This window comes from Pseudomonas sp. NPDC087029 (genome assembly GCF_044745345.1).
GTDB classification, from domain to species: domain Bacteria; phylum Pseudomonadota; class Gammaproteobacteria; order Pseudomonadales; family Pseudomonadaceae; genus Aquipseudomonas; species Aquipseudomonas faucium.
The window spans coordinates 319685-340296 of sequence record NZ_JBIVAB010000004.1; the positions used below are offsets into that span (position 1 = coordinate 319685).

21 protein-coding genes and 1 tRNA gene are annotated in these 20612 nt (G+C 65.2%); 12 read left to right on the forward strand and 10 right to left on the reverse strand.

Annotated elements, in window-relative coordinates; genetic code table 11:
* The first annotated feature begins 32 nt into the window (after positions 1 to 32).
* Positions 33 to 665, forward strand: coding sequence for a LysE family transporter (locus ACIPG5_RS09795; RefSeq protein WP_176511420.1), 633 nt, complete (start codon positions 33 to 35; stop codon positions 663 to 665).
* A gap of 32 nt (positions 666 to 697) precedes the next feature.
* On the opposite strand, the gene ACIPG5_RS09800 is transcribed toward ACIPG5_RS09795, so the two are convergent.
* Both ACIPG5_RS09800 and ACIPG5_RS09805 read right to left on the reverse strand, forming a co-directional pair.
* Positions 698 to 1450, reverse strand: a complete 753-nt coding sequence (locus ACIPG5_RS09800; RefSeq protein ID WP_176511421.1) for a slipin family protein — start codon at positions 1448 to 1450, stop codon at positions 698 to 700.
* Positions 1451 to 1452: 2 nt separating this feature from the next.
* The gene (locus ACIPG5_RS09805) at positions 1453 to 2799 is read right to left on the reverse strand and encodes a nodulation protein NfeD (protein ID WP_401374596.1); all 1347 of its coding nucleotides are present in this window, start codon (positions 2797 to 2799) and stop codon (positions 1453 to 1455) included.
* A gap of 97 nt (positions 2800 to 2896) precedes the next feature.
* Here ACIPG5_RS09805 and ACIPG5_RS09810 point away from each other — a divergent pair, with 97 nt between their 5' ends.
* The 3 genes from ACIPG5_RS09810 to ACIPG5_RS09820 all read left to right on the forward strand — a co-directional run bounded on the left by ACIPG5_RS09810 (position 2897) and on the right by ACIPG5_RS09820 (position 4370).
* Entirely contained in the window at positions 2897 to 3355 is a 459-nt protein-coding gene (locus ACIPG5_RS09810) for an aminoacyl-tRNA deacylase (RefSeq protein WP_176511423.1), read from the forward strand.
* A gap of 62 nt (positions 3356 to 3417) precedes the next feature.
* A complete protein-coding gene (locus ACIPG5_RS09815; protein WP_176511424.1) occupies positions 3418 to 3660 on the forward strand; it encodes a DUF2789 domain-containing protein in 243 nt (80 codons plus the stop codon).
* Between the two features lie 71 nt (positions 3661 to 3731).
* Complete coding sequence (locus ACIPG5_RS09820; RefSeq protein ID WP_236236917.1) at positions 3732 to 4370, forward strand: NADH:ubiquinone oxidoreductase subunit N; 639 nt, start codon at positions 3732 to 3734, stop codon at positions 4368 to 4370.
* A gap of 6 nt (positions 4371 to 4376) precedes the next feature.
* On the opposite strand, the gene ACIPG5_RS09825 is transcribed toward ACIPG5_RS09820, so the two are convergent.
* The 5 genes from ACIPG5_RS09825 to ACIPG5_RS09845 all read right to left on the reverse strand — a co-directional run bounded on the left by ACIPG5_RS09825 (position 4377) and on the right by ACIPG5_RS09845 (position 7915).
* Positions 4377 to 4814: a CBS domain-containing protein gene (locus ACIPG5_RS09825; RefSeq protein WP_176511426.1), complete on the reverse strand. Its 438-nt coding sequence runs from the start codon at positions 4812 to 4814 to the stop codon at positions 4377 to 4379.
* Positions 4815 to 4966: 152 nt separating this feature from the next.
* A complete protein-coding gene (locus ACIPG5_RS09830; protein WP_401374776.1) occupies positions 4967 to 5431 on the reverse strand; it encodes a DUF805 domain-containing protein in 465 nt (154 codons plus the stop codon).
* A gap of 26 nt (positions 5432 to 5457) precedes the next feature.
* Positions 5458 to 5814, reverse strand: coding sequence for an RING finger protein (locus ACIPG5_RS09835; protein ID WP_401374601.1), 357 nt, complete (start codon positions 5812 to 5814; stop codon positions 5458 to 5460).
* 157 nt (positions 5815 to 5971) lie between these two features.
* Positions 5972 to 7699, reverse strand: coding sequence for a dipeptidase (locus ACIPG5_RS09840; protein ID WP_401374604.1), 1728 nt, complete (start codon positions 7697 to 7699; stop codon positions 5972 to 5974).
* 139 nt (positions 7700 to 7838) lie between these two features.
* A tRNA-Arg gene (locus ACIPG5_RS09845) sits at positions 7839 to 7915 on the reverse strand.
* Positions 7916 to 8111: 196 nt separating this feature from the next.
* Between ACIPG5_RS09845 and ACIPG5_RS09850 the strand changes: the two genes are divergently transcribed.
* The 5 genes from ACIPG5_RS09850 to ACIPG5_RS09870 all read left to right on the forward strand — a co-directional run bounded on the left by ACIPG5_RS09850 (position 8112) and on the right by ACIPG5_RS09870 (position 12199).
* The gene (locus tag ACIPG5_RS09850; RefSeq protein WP_176511429.1) at positions 8112 to 8861 is read left to right on the forward strand and encodes a GntR family transcriptional regulator; all 750 of its coding nucleotides are present in this window, start codon (positions 8112 to 8114) and stop codon (positions 8859 to 8861) included.
* Positions 8858 to 10582, forward strand: a complete 1725-nt coding sequence (locus ACIPG5_RS09855) for a fumarate reductase/succinate dehydrogenase flavoprotein subunit (RefSeq protein ID WP_401374608.1) — start codon at positions 8858 to 8860, stop codon at positions 10580 to 10582. Before ACIPG5_RS09850 ends, ACIPG5_RS09855 begins: the two co-directional genes overlap by 4 nt.
* A gap of 105 nt (positions 10583 to 10687) precedes the next feature.
* On the forward strand, positions 10688 to 10933 hold the full coding sequence (locus ACIPG5_RS09860) for a ferredoxin family protein (RefSeq protein WP_176511431.1): 246 nt from the start codon (positions 10688 to 10690) through the stop codon (positions 10931 to 10933).
* A 25-nt stretch (positions 10934 to 10958) separates the two neighbouring features.
* On the forward strand, positions 10959 to 11924 hold the full coding sequence (locus tag ACIPG5_RS09865) for a HEAT repeat domain-containing protein (protein ID WP_176511432.1): 966 nt from the start codon (positions 10959 to 10961) through the stop codon (positions 11922 to 11924).
* A complete protein-coding gene (locus ACIPG5_RS09870) occupies positions 11924 to 12199 on the forward strand; it encodes a gamma-butyrobetaine hydroxylase-like domain-containing protein (RefSeq protein WP_236193414.1) in 276 nt (91 codons plus the stop codon). The genes ACIPG5_RS09865 and ACIPG5_RS09870 overlap by 1 nt, the downstream gene beginning before the upstream one ends.
* A 109-nt stretch (positions 12200 to 12308) precedes the next feature.
* Here ACIPG5_RS09870 and ACIPG5_RS09875 read toward each other — a convergent pair whose 3' ends face one another.
* Positions 12309 to 13172, reverse strand: coding sequence for an ABC transporter ATP-binding protein (locus ACIPG5_RS09875; RefSeq protein WP_176512006.1), 864 nt, complete (start codon positions 13170 to 13172; stop codon positions 12309 to 12311).
* The gene (locus tag ACIPG5_RS09880) at positions 13169 to 14755 is read right to left on the reverse strand and encodes an ABC transporter permease (protein ID WP_236193413.1); all 1587 of its coding nucleotides are present in this window, start codon (positions 14753 to 14755) and stop codon (positions 13169 to 13171) included. The genes ACIPG5_RS09875 and ACIPG5_RS09880 overlap by 4 nt, the downstream gene beginning before the upstream one ends.
* 297 nt (positions 14756 to 15052) lie before the next feature.
* Here ACIPG5_RS09880 and ACIPG5_RS09885 point away from each other — a divergent pair, with 297 nt between their 5' ends.
* Both ACIPG5_RS09885 and ACIPG5_RS09890 read left to right on the forward strand, forming a co-directional pair.
* On the forward strand, positions 15053 to 16096 hold the full coding sequence (locus tag ACIPG5_RS09885; RefSeq protein ID WP_401374614.1) for an ABC transporter substrate-binding protein: 1044 nt from the start codon (positions 15053 to 15055) through the stop codon (positions 16094 to 16096).
* 37 nt (positions 16097 to 16133) lie between these two features.
* Positions 16134 to 17039, forward strand: a complete 906-nt coding sequence (locus ACIPG5_RS09890) for a TauD/TfdA dioxygenase family protein (protein WP_401374617.1) — start codon at positions 16134 to 16136, stop codon at positions 17037 to 17039.
* A 114-nt stretch (positions 17040 to 17153) separates the two neighbouring features.
* On the opposite strand, the gene ACIPG5_RS09895 is transcribed toward ACIPG5_RS09890, so the two are convergent.
* Positions 17154 to 18062, reverse strand: coding sequence for a LysR family transcriptional regulator (locus ACIPG5_RS09895; RefSeq protein ID WP_176512003.1), 909 nt, complete (start codon positions 18060 to 18062; stop codon positions 17154 to 17156).
* Positions 18063 to 18255: 193 nt separating this feature from the next.
* Between ACIPG5_RS09895 and ACIPG5_RS09900 the strand changes: the two genes are divergently transcribed.
* Positions 18256 to 20595 (forward strand): TonB-dependent receptor, encoded by a 2340-nt coding sequence (locus ACIPG5_RS09900; RefSeq protein WP_401374620.1) that lies wholly within the window; start codon positions 18256 to 18258, stop codon positions 20593 to 20595.
* Positions 20596 to 20612: the final 17 nt, after the last annotated feature.

Sequence of the window (20612 nt, forward strand, 5' to 3'; positions counted from 1 at the left end):
CGTTTTGAAACATACGTTGAGCGAGGTGTGTGATGTCGATGGAAGTGTGGTTGGGCTTCTTTGCCGCGTGTTGGGTGATCAGCCTTTCACCGGGCGCCGGGGCGATTGCCTCGATGTCCAGCGGCCTGCAGTACGGTTTCTGGCGCGGTTACTGGAACGCCCTGGGCCTGCAGCTGGGCCTGATCGTGCAGATCGCCATCATTGCCGCCGGCGTGGGCGCCATCCTCGCCGCTTCCGCCACCGCGTTCCAGGTCATCAAATGGTTCGGCGTCGCCTACCTGATCTACCTGGCCTACAAGCAATGGCGCGCCCTGCCGATGGACATGACCGAGGAATCCGGCGTGCGCCCGATCGGCAAACCGCTGAGCCTGGTGTTCCGCGGCTTCCTGGTCAACGTCAGCAACCCCAAGGCGCTGGTGTTCATGCTCGCGGTGCTGCCGCAGTTCCTCAACCCGCATGCGCCGCTGTTGCCACAGTACATCGCGATCACGGTCACCATGATCAGCGTCGACATGCTGGTGATGGCGGGCTACACCGGCCTTGCCTCGCGGGTGCTGCGCCTGTTGCGCACGCCCAAGCAGCAGAAGCGCTTGAACCGTACCTTTGCCGGGTTGTTCATTGGCGCTGCCACCTTCCTCGCGACCTTGCGCCGCGCGCCGATCTGACCGCTTGCCAGGGGCCTTGTGAAGGCCCCTTTTCATTTCTGCCGGTCCACCATTCCCTTGAGCAAGTCCAGCGGCATCGGAAACACGATGGTCGAGCTCTTGTCGCCGGCAATCGACCCCAACGTCTGCATGTAGCGCAGCTGCATGGCCCCGGGCTCCTTGCTCAACATCTGCGCCGCCTGCATCAGCTTCTCGGAAGCCTGCAACTCGCCTTCGGCATGGATCACCTTGGCCCGCCGCTCGCGCTCCGCCTCGGCCTGGCGGGCAATGGCACGGACCATCGATTCGTTGAGGTCGACGTGCTTGATCTCGACGTTGGCCACCTTGATGCCCCAGGCGTCGGTCTGCGCATCGAGCACATGGCGGATGTCCAGGTTGAGCTGCTCGCGCTCGGCCAGCAGCTCGTCCAGCTCGTGCTTGCCCAGCACCGCGCGCAGGGTGGTCTGCGCCAGCTGGCTGGTGGCGACCAGGAAGTCCTCGACCTGGATGATCGCCTTCTGCGGGTCGAGCACGCGAAAGTACAGCACGGCGTTGACCTTGACCGAGACGTTGTCGCGGGTGATCACATCCTGCGGCGGCACATCCAGCACCACGGTGCGCAGGTCGACCCGGACCATCTGCTGGATCACCGGGATCAGCAGGATCAACCCCGGCCCCTTGACCTGCCAGAAGCGCCCGAGCTGGAACACCACGCCACGCTCGTACTCGCGCAGGATGCGAAAGGCCGAGAGCAACAGCATCGCCAGCACGACCAGCACGGCGCCAAAACCCACTTGCATGAACATCGTCATTCCCCTTGCGCCGCTGCGGCGGCGCTCACTTCCAGCATGACCCCTCGGCGTGCCGTGACGCGCACGTGCTGGCCGGTTTGCAGGGGTGTGGCGCAATGCACCTGCCACTGTTCCCCCTGGGCCAGCACGCAGCCGCAGAAGGGGTCGTTCGCGGTTACCTGGGTCACGGTGACCAGGCTGCCGACCAGGCCGGCATCGCCGCTGACCAGCGCCCGCCGGCGCGCTTTCAGGGCCATGCCCAGCACGCCGCCGATCAGCAGTGCAGAAAGCACCGCCAGGGTGGCGATCAGCGTCAGCGGGATGCCGAAGCCGGGGGCGTCGGTGTCGACCAGGATCAATGCGCCGACCACGAAGGCCACGATGCCGCCGAAGCCGACCACGCCGAAACTGGGCAGGAATGCTTCGGCGATCATGAAGGCGATGCCGAGCAGCACCAGCGCCACGCCGGCAAAGCTCACCGGCAGCAGCTGCAGGGCGTATAGCGCCAGCAGCAGGCAGATGCCACCAACCACGCCACCGACCGCGGAACCTGGGTTGATGAATTCGAACAGTAGGCCGTACACCCCGATCATGATCAGGATCAGCGCCACGCTGGGGTTGGTGATCACCGCCAGCAGGCGCGTGCGCCAGTCGGGCAGGTGTTCCACCAGGCTCGCGTCGCGGGTGTGTAGCTGGCGCGGCTGGTCGGCGGCGGTCACGCTCTTGCCGTCGAGCTGGCGCATGAGCTCGGGCAGGTCGCTGGCCAGCTGGTCGATCACCTTCAGGCGCAGGGCTTCGCTGGCGGGCAGGCTCACCGCGTCGCGCACTGCCTGCTCGGCCCAGTCGGCGTTGCGCCCGCGCAACTGCGCCAGGCCACGGATGTAGGCGGCGGCGTCGTTGACCTGCTTGCGCGCCAAGGTGGCTTCATCGCCTGAAGGGCTGGCCTTGTCGTCCTTGGGCAGCCCGGGCGCGCCACCGATCTGCACGGGCGTCGCCGCGCCGAGGTTGGTGCCGGGGGCCATGGCCGCCACGTGGCTGGCATAGAGGATGTAGGTGCCGGCGCTGGCGGCACGGGCGCCGCTGGGGGCGACGTAGGTGGCCACCGGCACGGGGCTGGCGAGGATCGCCTTGATCATCTGGCGCATGGCGCTGTCCAGCCCGCCCGGGGTGTCCAGGCGGATGACCACCAGTTGCGCGCCCTGGTCCTTGGCCTGCTCCAGGCTGCGCACCAGGTAGTCGGCGCTGGCCGGGCCAATGGCGTCATCGATGCTCAGCACCCACACCGCGCCGGGCGCGGCGCTGCCACTCGGGGCGAAGCCAAGTACCAGCATCAGCATCAACCAGCGGCAACATCGAGCGAGCACCTGTCGTCACCTCGCGGGCCTGTGTTCTAGAAGTTTAGCTGTGGCTGCCGGGGTACGGCCTAAACTTGAAGATTGGGGGCGAAACCGGAGGTGCATCATGCGTATGGCCAAGACCTTGCAGCAGCGCCTGGACCAGGCCAACTGCGATTACGACATCATTCCCCACCCACACTCGGCCACCAGCCTTGAGTCGGCGCGCACGGCCGGGGTGCCCGCCGAACGGGTGGCCAAGTCGGTCATGCTCGATGACCGCCATGGCAACTACCTGATGGCCGTGCTCCCGGCCAACCGGCACCTGGACATGAGCAAGGTGCGCGTGTCCGGCGCCTGGCAGCTGACCCGCGAAAGCGGCCTGCCGAGCCTGTTCGGTGATTGCGAGCGCGGCGCCATCCCGGCCATGGGCGACGCCTACCAGATAAAAATGCTGCTCGATTCGAGCCTTACCCGCCAAGGTGATGTCTACCTGGAGGCGGGTGACCACGATCACCTGATCCACATGAGCATGGAGCAGTACCTGAAACTGGTACCGCAAGCCGAAGTACGCGAGCTGTGCTGATGTACACACACCAATGCCGGGTGGGCGTCGTGGACGGCCTGCCTGGCACATGAGGAGGAAACATGGACGCACCGATTCATCCATTCGCCGAACTGTTCAAGCAGCTGGGGCTGGCGGACGATCCGCAGAGCATCGACCAGTTCATCACCAGCCATTCCCCTTTGAAAAACGAAATCAAGCTGGTGGACGCGCCGTTCTGGAACGACGCCCAGCGCGCGTTCCTGAAAGACAGCATCATTGAAGATTCCGATTGGGCAGTGCCCTTCGATCAACTCAACGAGGCTTTGCGCCGCCCGCGAAAATAAAGCGCCGAGCGGCACCTGATGAGTGATTTGGCCGTTGCTATGCTCAGGAAAACAATAAGGGGATAGGCGCAATGAAAGATCCCTACGCACCAGGTTTCTGGTGCTCCGTGACGATCCTGGGCACCCTGACGGCCAGTTACTTCTACGGCATCCGCCAGACCCAGCAGATGAACCAGGCCGTGCAGTTTCTCTACGCTGCAGCCGCAATCACCGCGGCGGTGGCGTTGCTGGCATTGACGTGGATCGCCTGGCAGCAGTTGCACCTGAACCGGCGCGAAGTGGCCCAGGGGCGAACGTTGCTGACCATCTGGAACACCAAGGTTGCGCTACGCCGCGTCGAGACGGTGTTCGACCGCTATTTCTGGGGTAGCTACTGGCATTCGGGGCGCACCTTCGAGGAGGTGATGGGCGAGCTCAAGGGCACGCCGCTGGAGCAGAGCCTGGATGCCCTCAAGCGCCAGTGCCGGGCGCTCGACCGCGAAATCCACGACCATCATCACCACTGGCTGGCCAATGCCCGCGACCTTTCCAGCGTGGCTACGGCCATGGCGCGCGAGCGCTACCAGCTCGACCTGTGCGAGCCGTCGAGCACCGGCCATGGCAACACGGCAGTGCTCAATCGTGACCTGGAAGTGCTGGTGTACACCTGGTCGGCGCGCCTGCGCAGCTTCGACCATCAGCTGGACGAGCTGGAGCGCGCCTATCACTGAGTGGGCTCATTCGCCGCGGATGTACTGCTCCAGCTGCTTGATCAGGCTGGCCTGCTCGGCGATGGTTTCCTTGACCAGGTCGCCGATCGACAGCAGCCCGAGCAGCTCGCCATTGCTGACCACCGGCAGGTGGCGCAAGTGGCGGTCGGTCATCAGGTTCATGCAGTACTCAAGGTTCTGTTTCGGCTCGACCGTGACCACCGGCGCGCTCATGATGTCGCGCACAGGCGTTGCCGCCGACGAGCGGCCCTTGAGCACCAGCTTGCGCGCGTAGTCACGCTCGCTGACGATGCCCACCACCTGGTTGTTCTCCACCACCGGCAGCGCGCCGACGTTTTTCTCCGCCAGCATTTTCAGGGCGTCGAGTACCGAGTCATCCGGGCCGATGGTGTAGACGGTCTGGTGCTGGGACTTGGTCTTGAGGATTTGTTCGACGTTCTTCATACAGGCCTCTGCGGGTGGTAAACCGAGCTCTTGGAGTAAATAAAGCATCCAGCACGCCGGCCTGCACGGCAATGCAGGAAACGGCATGGAGTCGATTGAAAAACGTCATTGCCCTGCTTGAGTACCCGGTACCCGCACGTGGGCGAAATTACCTATACGGAAGTGGCCTTCGGGTTGGGGCCGAAGCGGTTGTCGCCAGGAGTGCCGTCCTGGATCAGGAAAATCAGGTTCACGATCGGCAGCAGCAGCCACCAGCCGCTTCGGTCGCTGTCATGCAGGCGACGTACACCGACAGCGATGGTGGGAAGCAAGAGCCCCCAGTTGTAAATGTTGGTGAGGATCTGTGAATCACCCGCCAAGGCTTCGACGACAGCGATGGCAAGGGAGATCAGCGTACTGACCAGAAGAAACAACCAGTATTCCTTGCGGCGGGCGCGCCCTTGGAACGTGGCGTATTTCTTCAGCACCCTAGGGAATACATTGCCGAAAGTAATCGGCGTGTTGTCGGCTACAGCTGTAGCTGCCACACCACCGTTGGCAACCTGGGGCGCGCCACACCCCGGGCAGCTCAAGGCGGTTTCATCAATCTGTTTGGCGCAGCCGCGGCAGAACACCATGCTCATTTGTTTTCCCTCACCGTTGATTAGCTTCTTGAAAGACCGATGTAGAAGAACAGCGATATGCCAGACAAGATCAAGCCGGCGATGGCGAGGCCATTGCCGGGTTTCTTCTGGGTGATGCTGATGATGCCCATGATCAGGCCCATGCCGGCGAACAAACTCAGGCCCAGCAGGGTGTCGTTGTCCCATTCACCGTCATCGAACAGCGTGCTCAGGCCGTTGACGCCGAGGATCAGGGATATGGCTCCCAGCCACGGTGTTTGGCCACCGCTGGCCTGGGTGTTTGCAGGCACTGCAAATTGAGGGGCGCCACATTGTGGGCAGGTGGGTGCCGATTCGTGCAGCTGACGAGCGCAGCCGCGGCAAAAAACCATTGCCATTTGTGAGTCCTTTCAAACGGTCGGCGAACATGTTCGTGGGAACAGGCTCAGGAGGTTAGCAAATATCTCGTTAGTGGCGAAACAATGGCGCCGATGGATCGATTGGGAATGCTGTCGAAAAAAGGCGCCTTAGGCGCCTTTTTTTCATGGAAAACGATCAAAGCTTGGGCATCTGCCCGATCCGCGCCACCATCTCGCTCACCACCTGCAGGTCGAGCATGAACTGCTCCACGGTCTTGAACTCGTTGTCGTTGTGCCCGGTGTACTTCACGTCCGGCATGGCCAGGCCGAACTGCACGCCGTTGGGCAGGTCATGCACCGAGGTGGCGCCGGCCGATGTGCCGAACGCGTGCTGCATGCCCAGGTTCTCGCTGGCGACATCGAGCAGGGCCTTGACCCATTCACCCTCGGGGTTGCGGTACATCGGCTCGTCGAGGCTGTAGTTGAAGGCCACCGAAGTGTGGCTCTGGCGGGCCCAGTCGCCCAGCTTGTCGGCCAGTTCGTCCTTGATCGTGGCCAGTGGCTTGCCCTTGGGGATGCGCAGGTTCACCGCCAGCTTCAGGCCTTTCTTGTCCACGCCAACGAAGGTCAGCGAGGCGGTCAGCGGGCCCATGAAGTCGTCCTTGAACGCCACGCCGAGCTTGTTGCCCAGGTAGTCCAGGCCCCAGTTGTCGGCGGCATAGCGGGCGGCGTCGGTGAACTGGTTGTGCTTGAGCGGCACCTGCTCGCCCAGGCCGTTGATGAAGCCGAGCATGCGCGCCACCGGGTTGACCCCGGATTCCGGCTCGGAGGAGTGGGCCGAAACACCGGTCACCGTGAGCAGCACCTTGTCACCTTCGGCCTTGGCGGTGATCTTGAAGTCGTTGCCGTTGCGCTGCACGTAGTCGGCGCCGGCTTTTTCCAGTTGCGCGGCCAGTTGCGCCGGCTTGTCGCTTTTCAGCGTGGCCACCGAAGTGGTGGGAATCTGGTTGGTGGCCAGGCCGCCGGTCAGGTTGACGATTTCCGCGCCCTTGCCGCTGGCCGGGCGTTTGCTGAAGCTGGCCATGATGGTGCCGTAGCCTTTTTCGGCGATCACCACCGGGTAGCCGCCATCGAGCGCCAGGTTGTAGTCGGGCGTCGGGTTGCGGGCGAAGTAGTAGGGGATGGCCTCACCGCTGGTTTCTTCGGTGGTGTCGATCAGCAGCTTGAACTGCCGGGCCAGAGGCAGTTTCTCGTCCTTGGCCACCTTCAGCGCGTACAGCGCCACGACGATGCCGTTCTTGTCGTCCTCGGTGCCGCGCCCGTACATGCGGTCGCCGACCAGGGTGACCTTGAACGGGTCCAGGCGGGTGCCGTCGTCCAGCTTCCAGTTGTCCGGGTTGACCGGCACCACGTCGGCATGGGCATGGATACCCACCACTTCCTTGCCCTCGCCGAGGGAAATCTCGTACACGCGGTTGTCGATGTTGCGGAAGGCCAGGCCAAAGCCTTCGGCCAGGGCCTTGATCTTGTCGGCGATCTTGAGGAACTCGGGGTTCTCGTGCTGCGGCACGCCTTCGACGCTGAAGGTGGGGATGGCCACCAGCTCGCGCAGGGTTTCGGTGGCAGCCTTGCCGTACTTGATGCGGGTGTACAGGCCCAGCAGGCGGTTGATCTCGTTCTGCTGCTCGGCGCTTAGCGGCTTGTTGGCGAGGAAGGCCTCGAGGGTTGCGCCGAGGTTGTCGGCCTTGGCCAGGTCACTGCCGTTGAGCTTGCCGATGAACGCCTTGAAGTCGGCAGGGTCGGCGCCGTCGTAGGCCTTGATGATGGCCGCGGACTGTTGCTGCGAGAGGTTGGCGTGGGCGGGGAGCGTGAGCAGGCCGGCACTGGCCAGCACGAGCGTTGCAGTCAGTTTTTTCAGGAGCATGAGCGTGCGCATTCCTTCGCGAGACGGGAAAAAGGATGCTCACGCTATCACCAATGCGCAGTGGCACGGGAGTGCCTGGAGTGCGACATGTCGCACAAATGAAAAAGCCCCGGGCTCAGGCCCAGGGCTTCTCGTGATATGGCGCACTCGGCGGGATTCGAACCCACGACCCCTGCCTTCGGAGGGCAGTACTCTATCCAGCTGAGCTACGAGTGCAACGCGCACGCATGATACCCATCTGATTCGGCGTCGTCCATCGCCTTGATCTTTGGCCATTTTTCCCGATTGCCCGGGCCGGCCACGACAAACCCATCTATCCATATGCATTAACAGTATTTCCAGCGCGTTTCTTATGCCCGCTACTATCTGGTCACAACTTGTTATAACAAGTCACCGAACAGCGAAGAGACCCATGGCCGAACTGCTCCCCCTGTCCCCCGTACCGCTCTACACCCAGCTCAAGGCATTGCTGCGCGAGCGCATCCTCGACGGCACCTACCCCCCGCACAGCCGCATGCCCTCGGAAAACGAGCTGGGCAAGGCGTTCGATGTCAGCCGCATCACCGTGCGCCAGGCGCTGGGTGACCTGCAAAAAGAGGGGCTGATCTTCAAGATCCACGGCAAGGGCACCTTCGTCGCCAAGCCCAAGGCGTTCCAGAACGTCAGCACCTTGCAGGGCCTGGCCGAGTCGATGACGCAAATGGGCTACGAAGTGATCAACCGCCTGCGCAGCTTCCGCCACGTGCCGGCCAGCGCCCTGGTGGCGGCGCGGCTGCAGGTCGAGGAGGGGAGCCTGGTGACCGAGATCCGCAGGGTGCGGCTGATCAACCGCGAGCCGGTCTCGCTGGAGCTGACCTGGCTGCCCAAGGCCGTGGGCGAGAAGCTGGAAAAGGCCGACCTGGTCACCCGCGACATCTTCCTGCTGCTGGAAAACGACTGCGGCATCGCACTCGGCCACGCAGACCTGGCCATCGACGCCGTGCTGGCCGACAGCGACCTGACCCAGGCGCTGGAGGTGCAGGAGGGCGCGCCGATCATGCGTATCGAGCGCCTCACCCACACCGCCGACGGCGCGCCGCTGGACTTCGAACACCTCTACTATCGCGGCGATGCCTTCCAGTACCGCCTGCGCATCGACCGCCAGAAAGGGAGCACGGCATGAGCATCCAGACCCAGGACTACGACATCATCGTCATCGGCGGCGGCACCGCCGGCCCGATGGCCGCGATCAAGGCCAAGGAGCAAGACAAAGCGCTGCGCGTGCTGTTGCTGGACAAGGCCAACGTCAAGCGCAGCGGCGCCATCAGCATGGGCATGGACGGCCTGAACAACGCCATCATCCCCGGCCACGCCACGCCCGAGCAGTACACCAAGGAAATCACCGTGGCCAATGACGGCATCGTCAACCAGGCCACCGTGCATGCCTATGCCACCCACAGCTTCGAGACCATCGAGCAGCTCGACCGCTGGGGCGTGAAGTTCGAGAAGGACGAAACCGGCGACTACGCGGTGAAGAAGGTGCACCACATGGGCGCCTACGTGCTGCCCATGCCCGAAGGGCACGATATCAAGAAGGTGCTCTACCGCCAGCTCAAGCGCGCCCGCGTCGAGATCAGCAACCGCATGGTCTGCACCCGCGTGCTGCTCGATGGCGAGGGCGCCGCTGCTGGCGTGCTCGGGTTCGACTGCCGCAGCGGCGAGTTCCGCGTGGTGCGTGCCAAGGCGGTGATCCTTGCCTGTGGCGCCGCCGGGCGCCTGGGCCTGCCGTCCTCGGGCTACCTGATGGGCACCTACGAGAACCCGACCAATGCCGGCGACGGCTACGCCATGGCCTACCACGCAGGCGCGGAGCTGGCGAATTTGGAGTGCTTCCAGATCAACCCGCTGATCAAGGACTACAACGGCCCGGCCTGCGCCTACGTGACCGGCCCGCTGGGCGGCTACACCGCCAACAGCAAGGGCGAGCGCTTCATCGAGTGCGACTACTGGAGCGGGCAGATGATGTGGGAGTTCCACCAGGAACTCGAAGGCGGCAACGGCCCGGTGTTCCTCAAGCTCGACCACCTGGCCGAGGAAACCATCCAGAACATCGAAGAGATCCTGCACAGCAACGAACGCCCCAGCCGTGGTCAGTTCCATGCCGGGCGCGGCACCGACTACCGCCAGCACATGGTGGAGATGCACATCTCCGAGATCGGCTTCTGTTCCGGGCATTCGGCCTCGGGGGTGTGGGTCAACGAGAAGGCCGAGACCAGCGTCAAGGGCTTGTACGCCGCCGGTGACATGGCGGCAGTGCCGCACAACTACATGCTCGGTGCCTTCACCTATGGCTGGTTCGCCGGTGTCAACGCCGCGCAGTACGTGGCCGGGCGCGCGCTTGCCGAGGTCGATGCGGCCCAGGTCGAACGCGAACGCGAGCGGGTGTTCGCGCCGCTGCAGCGCGAGCACGGCCTGCCGCCCGCGCAGGTCGAGTACAAGCTGCGGCGCATGGTCAACGACTACCTGCAGCCGCCCAAGGTGACCAAGAAGATGGAAATCGGCCTGGCGCGGTTTGCCGACATCGAGCGCGACCTGGCCCAGATGAAGGCCAGCAACCCCCACGAACTGATGCGCGCGATGGAGGTGACGGTGATTCGCGACTGCGCCGAAATGGCCGCCCGCGCCTCGCTGTTTCGCCAGGAAAGCCGCTGGGGGCTGTACCACCACCGGGTCGACTTCCCCGAGCGCAACGATGGCGAGTGGTTTTGCCATTGCCACCTGAAGAAGGGCGATGACGGCCAGATGACCAGCTTCAAGAAGGCTGTCGAACCCTACCTGATCGCCCTGGATGCCGAGGAACAGACCGCCTACGACCGGCTGCGGGTCAAGGCCGATGCCGCATGAGCCGGGGCCGCGCCCACACGGTCAGCGGTGATCGGTGTGGGAGCCGGCTTGCCGGCGAAAGGGCCATCAGCCTCACCGAATAACCAGAACAAAGGACCCCGTGACATGCCCTACCAACCCCAGGAAATCTTCTTTCGCAGCAGCGCCCCGGTCACCATCGACGAAGACAAATGCATTGCCGAAAAGGGCTGCACCGTGTGCGTCGAGGTCTGCCCCATGGACCTGCTGGCGATCAACCCGGCCACGCAGAAGGCCTACATGGCGTTCGACGAATGCTGGTACTGCATGCCCTGCGAGAAGGACTGCCCCACCGGTGCGGTGAAGGTCGACATCCCTTACCTGCTGCGCTGAACCACCCGCCACTACGGACCGCGCCATGACTGAACGAAACACCGACAACCCCGAGATCCTTGCCCTGCTGCCGCGCCTTGAGGCCAGCGACGCTGGCGTGCGGCGCATCGCCCTGATCGAGCTGGCCGACCTGGAAGACCCGGATGCCTTGCCTTGGCTGACCGATGCGCTGCTGGTCGATGCCGCCGCCGAGGTTCGCAGCGAGGCCGCCCGGCTGCTCGAAGCCTGGGAGGAGCCCGAAGTGGTGCAGGCCTTGTGCGCCGCGCTGGCCGATGGCGCCGAACCGGTGCGCCTGGCAGCAGCCCAGAGCCTCAGCGAACTCAAGAGCCTCGAAGCCGGCCAGCTGATTTTGCCCTGGGCCAGCCACGCCGATGCCTTCGTGCGCGCCAGCGCCCTGCGTGCCTTGCGCGAGCTGCGCCTGGAAGAGGCCGCAGCGCCGGCGCTGCTGGCGCTGGCCGATGACGATGCGGCCGTGCGCCGCGAGGCGGTGGGAATTCTCGGTTGGCTCAAGCATCAGCCCGCGTTGCCGGCCCTGGCCCGGCTGGCCGAGGCCGAGCCGGACACCGAAGTACGCCGGGCGGCCATTGGCGCGCTGGGCCTTGCCCGCGACAGCGCCGTGCTGCCGGCGTTGATCGCCGCGCTGCATGACGAGGCCTGGCAAGTGCGTGAAGAAGCCGCCACCACCCTGGGCAAGGTAGGCCAGGAGCAGGCCGGCCCGGCACTGGTCGCGGCGCTTGCCGATGGCTTCTGGCAGGTTCGCCTGCGCGCTGCGCGCTCATTGGGGCGGCTGCGCCATGCCGCGGCGCTGGACGCGCTTGGCGAGCTGCTCGGCCATGGCATTGCCAACCTGCGCAAGGAGGCTGCCCTGGCGCTGGGTGAGCTGGGCCAGGCGCGTGCCTTGCCGGTGCTGCAGGCTGCCGAGGCAGACAGCGACCCGGAGGTGCGCAAGGCCGTGCGCATTGCCTTGGCGCAACTGCGCGGGGCAGCGTGATGAACGCGCCGGCGGCCATTCGCAACCTGCGTGGGCCTGGGGCGTTGGTGTTGCAGTGGGCCGATGGCGAGCGCAGCATCAGCCACGCTCGCCTGCGCGGCGCCTGCCCGTGCTCGCAATGCCGTGCGGCGCGGCTTGCCGGGCGCATCGCGGTGGTCCGCGAGGATGTGCGCGTGGAGCGGGTCGAGGTGCAGGGGTATGGGGTACAGCTGGTGTTCAGCGATGGGCATGAGCGGGGGATCTATCCCTGGGCCTACCTGCACGATCTGGGTTGAAGCGACCGGCCTCATCGCCGGCAAGCCGGCTCCCACAGGGACAGCACAGGGCTTGAGAGCTGCGCGGTCCCTGTGGGAGCCGGCTTGCCGGCGATAGGGCCAGTAGCTTTCACAAGGCAATCAGCTCCGGCCTCAACCCCTCGACGCGCCTTGCTGGCGCCGGCAGATACCCACCATCCCCCGTGATCTGGTGCAGCACCTTCTCGCGCAACCCATGCAGCGCCACCCCCGTGCGCAGCCGCGGGTGCGGCAGGTCGATCTCGACCACCGCCTTGATCCGCCCCGGGCGCGGCTCCAGCACCACCACCCGGTCCGCCAGGTAGGTGGCTTCCTCGGCGTCGTGGGTCACCAGCAAGGTGGTGATCCCGGCCCGTTCGCGGATGGCCAGCAGCTCATCCTGCAGCTGCTGGCGGGTCAGCGCATCCAGGGCACCGAACGGCTCGTCCAGCAACAGGATGCGCGGGCTGGCCACCAGCCCGCGGGCGATCGCCACGCGCTGGGCCATGCCGCCGGAGAGCTGGTGCGGGTAGGCCGACTCGAAGCCGACCAGGCCCACCAGCAGCACGAATTCATGCACGCGGCGGGCGCGTTCGCCCTGGGTCAGCGGCTCGTTGACCAGGCCCAGGGCGATGTTCTGCTCCACCGTCAACCAGGGGAACAACCGATGCTCCTGGAACACGATCCCGCGCTCGCCGCCAATGCCGCGAACGGCCTGGCCATCGACGCGGATGTTGCCGCTGTAGTCGGTGTCCAGCCCCACCAGCAGGCGCAGCAGGGTCGACTTGCCACAGCCGGACGCGCCGACGATGGCGATGAACTCGCCTTCGTTGATCGACAGGTTGAAATTGCGGATGGCCTCGAAGGGCTGGCCATCGACGCTGAACACCTTGCCGACGTTGTCGAAGCTGACCAGCGCCGGCGTGCTGTCGGGTTGGTTGGCGGCCAGCAAGTGCGATGTGTTGAAAGCGTTCATGCGGTTCTCCAGCGCGTGGCGCGCGATTCGAGGCGTTGTCCAAGGGTGCCGAGCAGGGCGCCGACCAGGCCGATCAGGACCATCGCCGCCATCACCTGGTCCATGCGAAACAGCTGCTGCGCGCCGATCATCAGGCTGGCGATGCCGCCGTCCGAGGGCATGAAGTATTCGGCGCCGATGGTGCCCAGCCAGGCATAGATCAGCGACAGGCGCAGGCCGGCGAAAATCGCCGGGGCAGCGCCAGGCAGCACCAGCAGGCGCAGGCGTTGCCACAGGTTCAGGCGCAGCGTGCGGGCGGCTTCGCCCAGTTGCGGCGAGAGGCTGGCGATGCCGCGCTGGGTGGCGATCAGCAGCGGGAAGAACGCGGCCAGGGCGACGAACACCTGCTTGGCGCCTTCACCCAGGCCGAACCAGGCCGTGAGCAGCGGCACCCAGGCGAACAGCGCAACCTGGCGCAATGCCGACAAGCTCGGCCCGAACAGCCGCTCGGCGGTGTGCGAAAGGCCCAGCAGCAGGCCCATCAGCAAGCCCGCGCCGCCGCCGAGCAGCAAACCGCCCAGGGTGCGCTGCAGGCTCAGCAACATGGCTTGCGGCAGCGAACCGTCGGCCAGGCCAGTGAACAGCGTGTGCAGTACTTCAAGTGGCGAGGTCAGGATGTTCGCGTCGACCCAGCCCAAGCTGCTGCTGGCCTGCCACAGCGCCAGCAGCGCTGCCGGCAGCAGCAGGCTTTGCCAGCCCTTGGGCACTGGCCCGCGCTGCTGTTCGCCGGTAGCCGGTTGCGGCCAGTACAGCAGGCGCTTTTCCAGGGACGAAAAGCTGCGCTCCAGCAGTGCGCCGACCAGGCCGATCACCAGGATGCACAGCAGCACCAGGTCGAGCATGAACAGCTGCCGGCCCCACACCATCAGGTAACCGATGCCTTCGCTGGAGGCCAGCAGTTCCACGGCCAGCAGCGAGGTCCAGCCTGTGGCCAGGGCCAGGCGCACGCCGGTGAGGAAGGCGGGCAGGGCAGCCGGCAGCAACAGCCGCAGGAACAGCAAATGCCGCGGCAGGCGCAGCGCGGCAGCGGCTTCGCGCAGCTTGGGCTGGGCATCGCGCACACCGACCAGGGTGTGCAGGGTGACCGGCACTACCACGGCCTTCACCAACACCACCAGCTTGAGCAGTTCGCCGATGCCGAAGCACAGCATGAACAGCGGGATCCACGCCAGGGTGGGGATCTGCGCCAGCGCCACGAAGGTCGGCAGCACCAGCGTTTGCGCACGCCGCGAAGTGCCCAGCCAGGTCCCCAGCAACAGGCCGCTGGCGATACCGGCGAGCAGCCCCCAGAACAGCCGCTGCAAACTTATCCACAAGTGCCCCCAGAGCTCGCCGGAGCCAAACTCCAGCGCGCTCTGCCACACCAGCGAAGGCGCCGGCAGAATCTGCTCGCTCATCCAGTGCTGCCGGCTCGCCACCACCCACAGCAGCGCAATCAGCAGCGGCAGCACCCACGGCAGGGTGTGGGAGCGGCCCAGTGCCGCGAATGGGCCAAGCAGCGGCCCCCGAATGCCCTCTCGCCCCTTGCTCAGAACTCCATTCATCAGGCATCTCTCGAAGCGTTTCTAGGTTATGCACTTATGGAATTAAAAATTCACATATGTGCCTTTCAAGAGATAAGAGCATGCGCCTCTTGTAGGCGGAAGCCTCCTGCCATTGCGTTTTCCTCATATTTTCCATGCGTTTTCCGCAACCTGCCCGGCGGGCCGCATACCGCTTGGTTTATGTCTTCTGGTTACTAAAAAATGAAGTTTTGATCTTTGTAGGTTCTAACCAGACCTGCCTAGCTTCTGGCCAAAGCGCCGGCCCTCGCCGGTGGCAGCCTGCCAAGGAGCCTTGCCATGAAAACCCCATTGCGCCACCTGATCCACGCCCTCGGGCTGGTCGGCCTGTTCACCCTCAATGCCCAGGCCGCCGAGCCGGCCAAGCCCGAAACCATCCGCATCGCCGTGCCCGACCTGAGCGCAGGCAGCAAGCACAGTGCCGGTGGCGTGGTCGATGTGCTGCGCGATCAGCAACTGCTGGAGAAGGAATTCGCCAAGGACGGCATCCGCATCGACTGGCACTTCTTCAAAGGTGCGGGGCCGGTGGTCAACGAGGCGCTGGCCAACGGCCAGGCCGACTTCGCCTACCTGGGCGACCTGGCGGCGATCGTCGGCAAGGCCAATGGCCTCGACACCCGCGTGCTGACGGCCGGCGTGCGTGGGGTGAAAAGCTACCTGGGCGTGGTGCCGGGCTCCGGCATCAAGACCCTGCACGACCTCAAGGGCAAGCGCGTCGCGGTGTTCCGCGGCACCGCCAACCAACTGTCGTTCGCCAGTGCGCTGGCCAGCCAAGGCTTGTCCGAGCGCGACCTGAAAGTGATCAACCTGGACTTCAATGCGGCCAACGCCGCCATTGCCGCCCGGCAGATCGACGCCACCTGGGGCCTTTCCAGCCTGCTGTCGCTGCGTGAGCGCGGCCTGGTCGAGCTGCCGGTCAGCTCCCGCGACCTGCAAGGCGCCGGCAGCACCCAGGCGGTACTGCTGGGCACCGGCGAATTCATCGGCAAGTACCCCGAGCTGGTGCAGCGCCTGGTCAATGCCCAGGAGCGTGCCGCCAGCTGGCTGCGCGACGAACACAACCGCGACGCTTACGTCGACCTGGTGGCCAGCAATGCGAACTGGCCGCGCAGCATCCTCGCCGACGACCTGGCCCAGGAAGACCTCGCCCACTACTTCGATCCACGCCTGGATGCAGGCTTCGTCGCCCAACTGCAGCAAGGCGTCGACCTGGCCGCCAAGGAACGCCTGATCCGCCGCAGCTTCCAGGTGGCCGACTGGATCGATACCCGCTTCCTCGATGCTGCCTTGCAACAGGAACAGGCCGTGCAGGCCGCCCGTTGAACCCACACCCGACCATGACTGAGAAAGGACCACGACCATGAGCAATGCCGCACTGGCCACCGCGCCGCAAGCCCTCGAACTCGATATCCACCCGGTCGCCGGCCGCATCGGCGCCGAAATCCGCGGGGTGAAGCTGTCCGCCGACCTCGATGCCGACACGGTCGCGGCCATCCAGGCCGCGCTGGTCAAGCACAAGGTGATCTTCTTCCGCCAGCAGGCGCACCTGGACGACCTGAGCCAGGAAGGCTTCGCCAAGCTGCTCGGCGAGCCGGTGGCGCACCCCACCGTGCCGGTGGTCGACGGCACCAAGTACCTGCTCCAGCTCGATGGCGCCGAAGGCCAGCGAGCCAACTCCTGGCACACCGACGTGACCTTCGTCGATGCCTACCCCAAAGCCTCGATCCTGCGCAGCGTGGTGGCCCCGGCTTCCGGTGGCGACACCGTGTGGGCGAACACGGCTGCGGCCTACCAGGAGCTGCCCGAGCCGCTGCGCGAGCTGGCGGACAAACTGTGGGCGGTGCACAGCAACGAATACGACTACGCCAGCATCAAGCCTGACGTCGACCCGGCCAAGCTCGAACGCTACCGCCAGGTGTTCACCTCGACCGTATACGAGACCGAGCACCCGGTGGTGCGGGTGCACCCGGTCAGCGGCGAGCGGGCGCTGCAGCTGGGGCATTTCGTGAAACGCATCAAGGGCTATTCGCTGGCGGATTCACAGCATTTGTTCGCGTTGCTGCAGGGGCATGTGACGCGCCTGGAGAACACCGTGCGTTGGCGCTGGCAGGCGGGCGACGTGGCGATCTGGGATAACCGGGCGACGCAGCATTATGCGGTGGATGACTACGGCACCCAGGCGCGCATCGTGCGCCGGGTGACCTTGGCGGGCGAGGTGCCGGTGGGGGTCGATGGGCAACTGAGCCGGACTACGCGTAAGGGCTGATATTGCTGGGGCCGCTTTGCGGCCCTTTCGCGACACAAGGCCGCTCCTACAGGGGATCGCGTATTCCTGTAGGAGCGGCCTTGTGTCGCGAAACGGGGGCAAAGCCCCCGCCCATCACCCCTCGCCATCACAGGCAATCAGTTGCCTGACCAGCCCCTGCGCCAACGGCGACAAGCCATACCCCACCCGGCTCACCACCCCGTAACGGGTGTAGAACGACTCCTCCTGCTCCGGCGCCAGGTCCGCCAGCTCAAGCGCCACCAGCCCTGTCTGGTAGGGCCGCAGGTTGGCACTGCAGGCGATGCCGATGGTGTCCGAGTGCATCACCACATTCAGCAGTGCATAGCCATGCTCGCATTCCACCGTCGGCAGAAAGTCCTGCCGGCCGCTGAGGTCGCTGAGCACCTTGCGGATGTTCGGCGGGCGGAAGGTGGTGGCCAGCGGGTAATCGAACAGGTCCCGGGCATTGACCTGGCTGCGCGTGGTCAGCGGGTGGCCGGCGCGGCAGCAGAAGTGCCAGCGCTGGGCTGTCAGCTTGTGCACGCGGTAGTCCGGGTCGGACTCGAACTGGCGCGTGTCGGCGACGAAGAACTCGATCTCTTCGGCCATCAGCTTGCGGTTCAAGGCCTGCCAGTTATCCACCTGGAAGCAGGTGCGCGCCGCCGGGTATTCGGCGACGAAACGCGCCACGGCCCGCGGCACCAGGCCGCCGGCTGGCGCAGGGCCGGAGCCGAAGCGCACCACGCCGGTGGTGGCGCCGTTGAACTGGTGGATCTCGTTGACCAGGTTGTGCGCCCCGTGCACCAGGCGCCGCGAATGCTCCAGTACCAGCAAGCCCTGGCGGGTGGGCGACAGCTCCTTGCTGGCGCGGTCGACCAGGCGGCAGCCAACGTTGTGCTCCAGGGTCTGGATGCTGCGGCTGAAAGCCGATTGCGACAGGTTCACCGCAGCCGCCGCAGCGACAAAACTGCGGTGCTCGACAAGGGCGATGAAGTGGCGGAGCTGGCGGAGGTCGATATGCATTTTCTACATGGAAACTTTCGGTCGAATGCAATTGATGAACAGGGTGAGCCCCCTTATAAAGGGTGTTACTTATTCCACAAAATATGAATTACAAATATTTATATCACTTAAAAGAATATAAGCCCGACTGACCGCGATTCGGTTCCGCCAACGGAAATGCTCGCCCAGGGCCCATGCCTCAAGGAGCATTTGCATGACCCGAGTTTCTCGTTGGCCAACGCGCGTGTCGCGGGCCGCCTTGCACCCCCTGGCCGCTGGCGTGTTGCTGGCGGCTTCGGGCAGCAGCTTCGCCGAAGCGCTGCCCAGCACTGCCACCCCCGCCGTGGAACAGGACGCCAAGCTTGGCACCGTCACGGTCAATGCCCGGCGCCGCGAGGAAACCGCGCAGGACGTGCCCACGCCGATCAGCGTGCTCGACAGCGAAACCCTGGAAACCCAGCGCATCTACCGTGTGCAGGATCTGCAACAGCTGGTGCCCAGCACCAACGTGGCCTATGTGCATGCGCGCCAGTCGAGCATCTCGATTCGCGGCCTGGGCAACAACCCGGCCAGCGACGGCCTGGAAGGCAGCGTCGGCATCTACCTCGACAACGTCTACCTGGGGCGCCCGGGCATGGCGGTGTTCGACCTGCTCGACGTCGAGCAGCTCGAGGTGCTGCGCGGCCCGCAGGGCACGCTGTTCGGCAAGAACACCACGGCGGGGGTGCTCAACATCACCACGCGCAAGCCGACCTTCCACCGCGAAGGCAGCATCCAGCAGTCGATCGGCGAAGATGGCTACCTGCAGACCCAGGGCAGCTTCTCCGGGCCGATCAGCGACACCCTGGCCGGGCGCATCAGCGCCTACCACACCGAAGATGACGGCTACGTGAAGAACATCCACGACGGCCACGACCTCAACGGCGGCAAGCGCCAGGGCTTTCGTACCCAACTGCTGTTCAAGCCCAGCGAAACCTTCAACCTGCGCTGGATCGGCGAGTACAACGAAGAGGACTCCGACAACGGCATCCTCAGCCTGTACAGCACCGGGCCGACCATCAATGGCGTCAACCGCTACGAAAGCCTGGCGGCCCAGGCGGGCGCGACGCTGGTATCGGGCAAGCACCGCAAGGTCAATTTCGACGCCGACCAGCAAGTGACGGTGTTCCAGGGCGGCACTTCGGTCGAGGCCAACTGGACCCTGCCCAACGACTTCACCCTGACCTCGATCACCGCCTACCGCTGGTGGGACTTCACCCCGCGCAACGACGACGGCCTCAACGTGCCGGTGTTCTACAGCGCCGGGGTCTCGGTGCGCGACAAGCAGTACTCGCAGGAAATCCGCCTGGCCTCGCCCACTGGCGGTGCCTTCGACTACGTGCTCGGCGCCTACTACTTCAAGCAGGACCTGGACAACACCTCCTTCACCTATTACGGCCCCCAGGCCGACGTCTGGAACCTCACCCCGGCCGGCGCGCTGAACAACGTCAACACCATTGGCGACGGGCACATCGACACCGACAGCTACGCCCTGTTCGCCCAAGGCACCTGGCACCTCACCGAGCGCCTGGACTTCACCGCCGGCGTGCGCGGCACCTATGAAGAAAAAAGCGCCTGGGTAACCCGCGATGCGCCGGCAGGTGGCGCTGCAGTAACCGGTGCCGCCGCAGCGGCGCGCCAGGGCCGGGTGGGTGCCTACGATTCGGGCGACCTCAACCAGTACAGCTTCAGCCCCTCGGGCCTGCTCGGTTTGAGCTACCGCTTCAACGAGCAACTGCTCGGCTACGCCACCCTGACCCATGGCGAGAAGTCCGGCGGCGTCAACCTCACCGTGGGTGCGGCGCCGCGCCTGGGTACCGATTCGTTGCTGGTCGGCAGCGAGCGGGTCAACAACGCCGAGCTGGGCCTCAAGAGCACGCTGTTCGACGAGCGCCTGCTGCTCAACGCCAACCTGTTCTGGGCCGAAGTACATGGCTACCAGGCCAACGTCTACGACGAGACCAACCGCGTGCAGTACCTGGCCAACGCCGGCAGCGTGCGCTCGCGGGGCCTGGAATTCGAAGCCACGGCGCTGCCGATTCGCGGCCTGACGGTGAACTTCAACGGCTCGTGGAACGACGTGCGCTACACCGACTACAAAGATGCCCCGTGCCCGCCGGAAGTGAGCCTGGCCAACGCCGCCGCCACCTGCGACCTGTCCGGCCACCAGGTGGTCGGCGCCTCCAAGTACATCGCCAACCTCAACGGCCAGTACAAGTGGCAGCTGGCCGAGCACGTCGAGCCCTACGTCACCGCCAGCTATGCGTTCCGCTCCAAGGCGGTGGGCACCATCGACGATTTCGACTACGGCCAGATCCCCAGCTACGCGCTGGTCAACCTCTCCACCGGCGTGCGCCTGGACCAGGGCGACGGCGTGCTCGACCTGTCGCTGTGGGTGAAGAACGCCGGCGACAAGACTTACTTCACCAGCCTGTGGAACTCCGCCAACGGTGGTTATGCCGGTGTGCTCGGCACCCCGCGCACCTTCGGCGCCACCGCCCGTTACGACTTCTGAGTAAAAAGGAGCTTTGC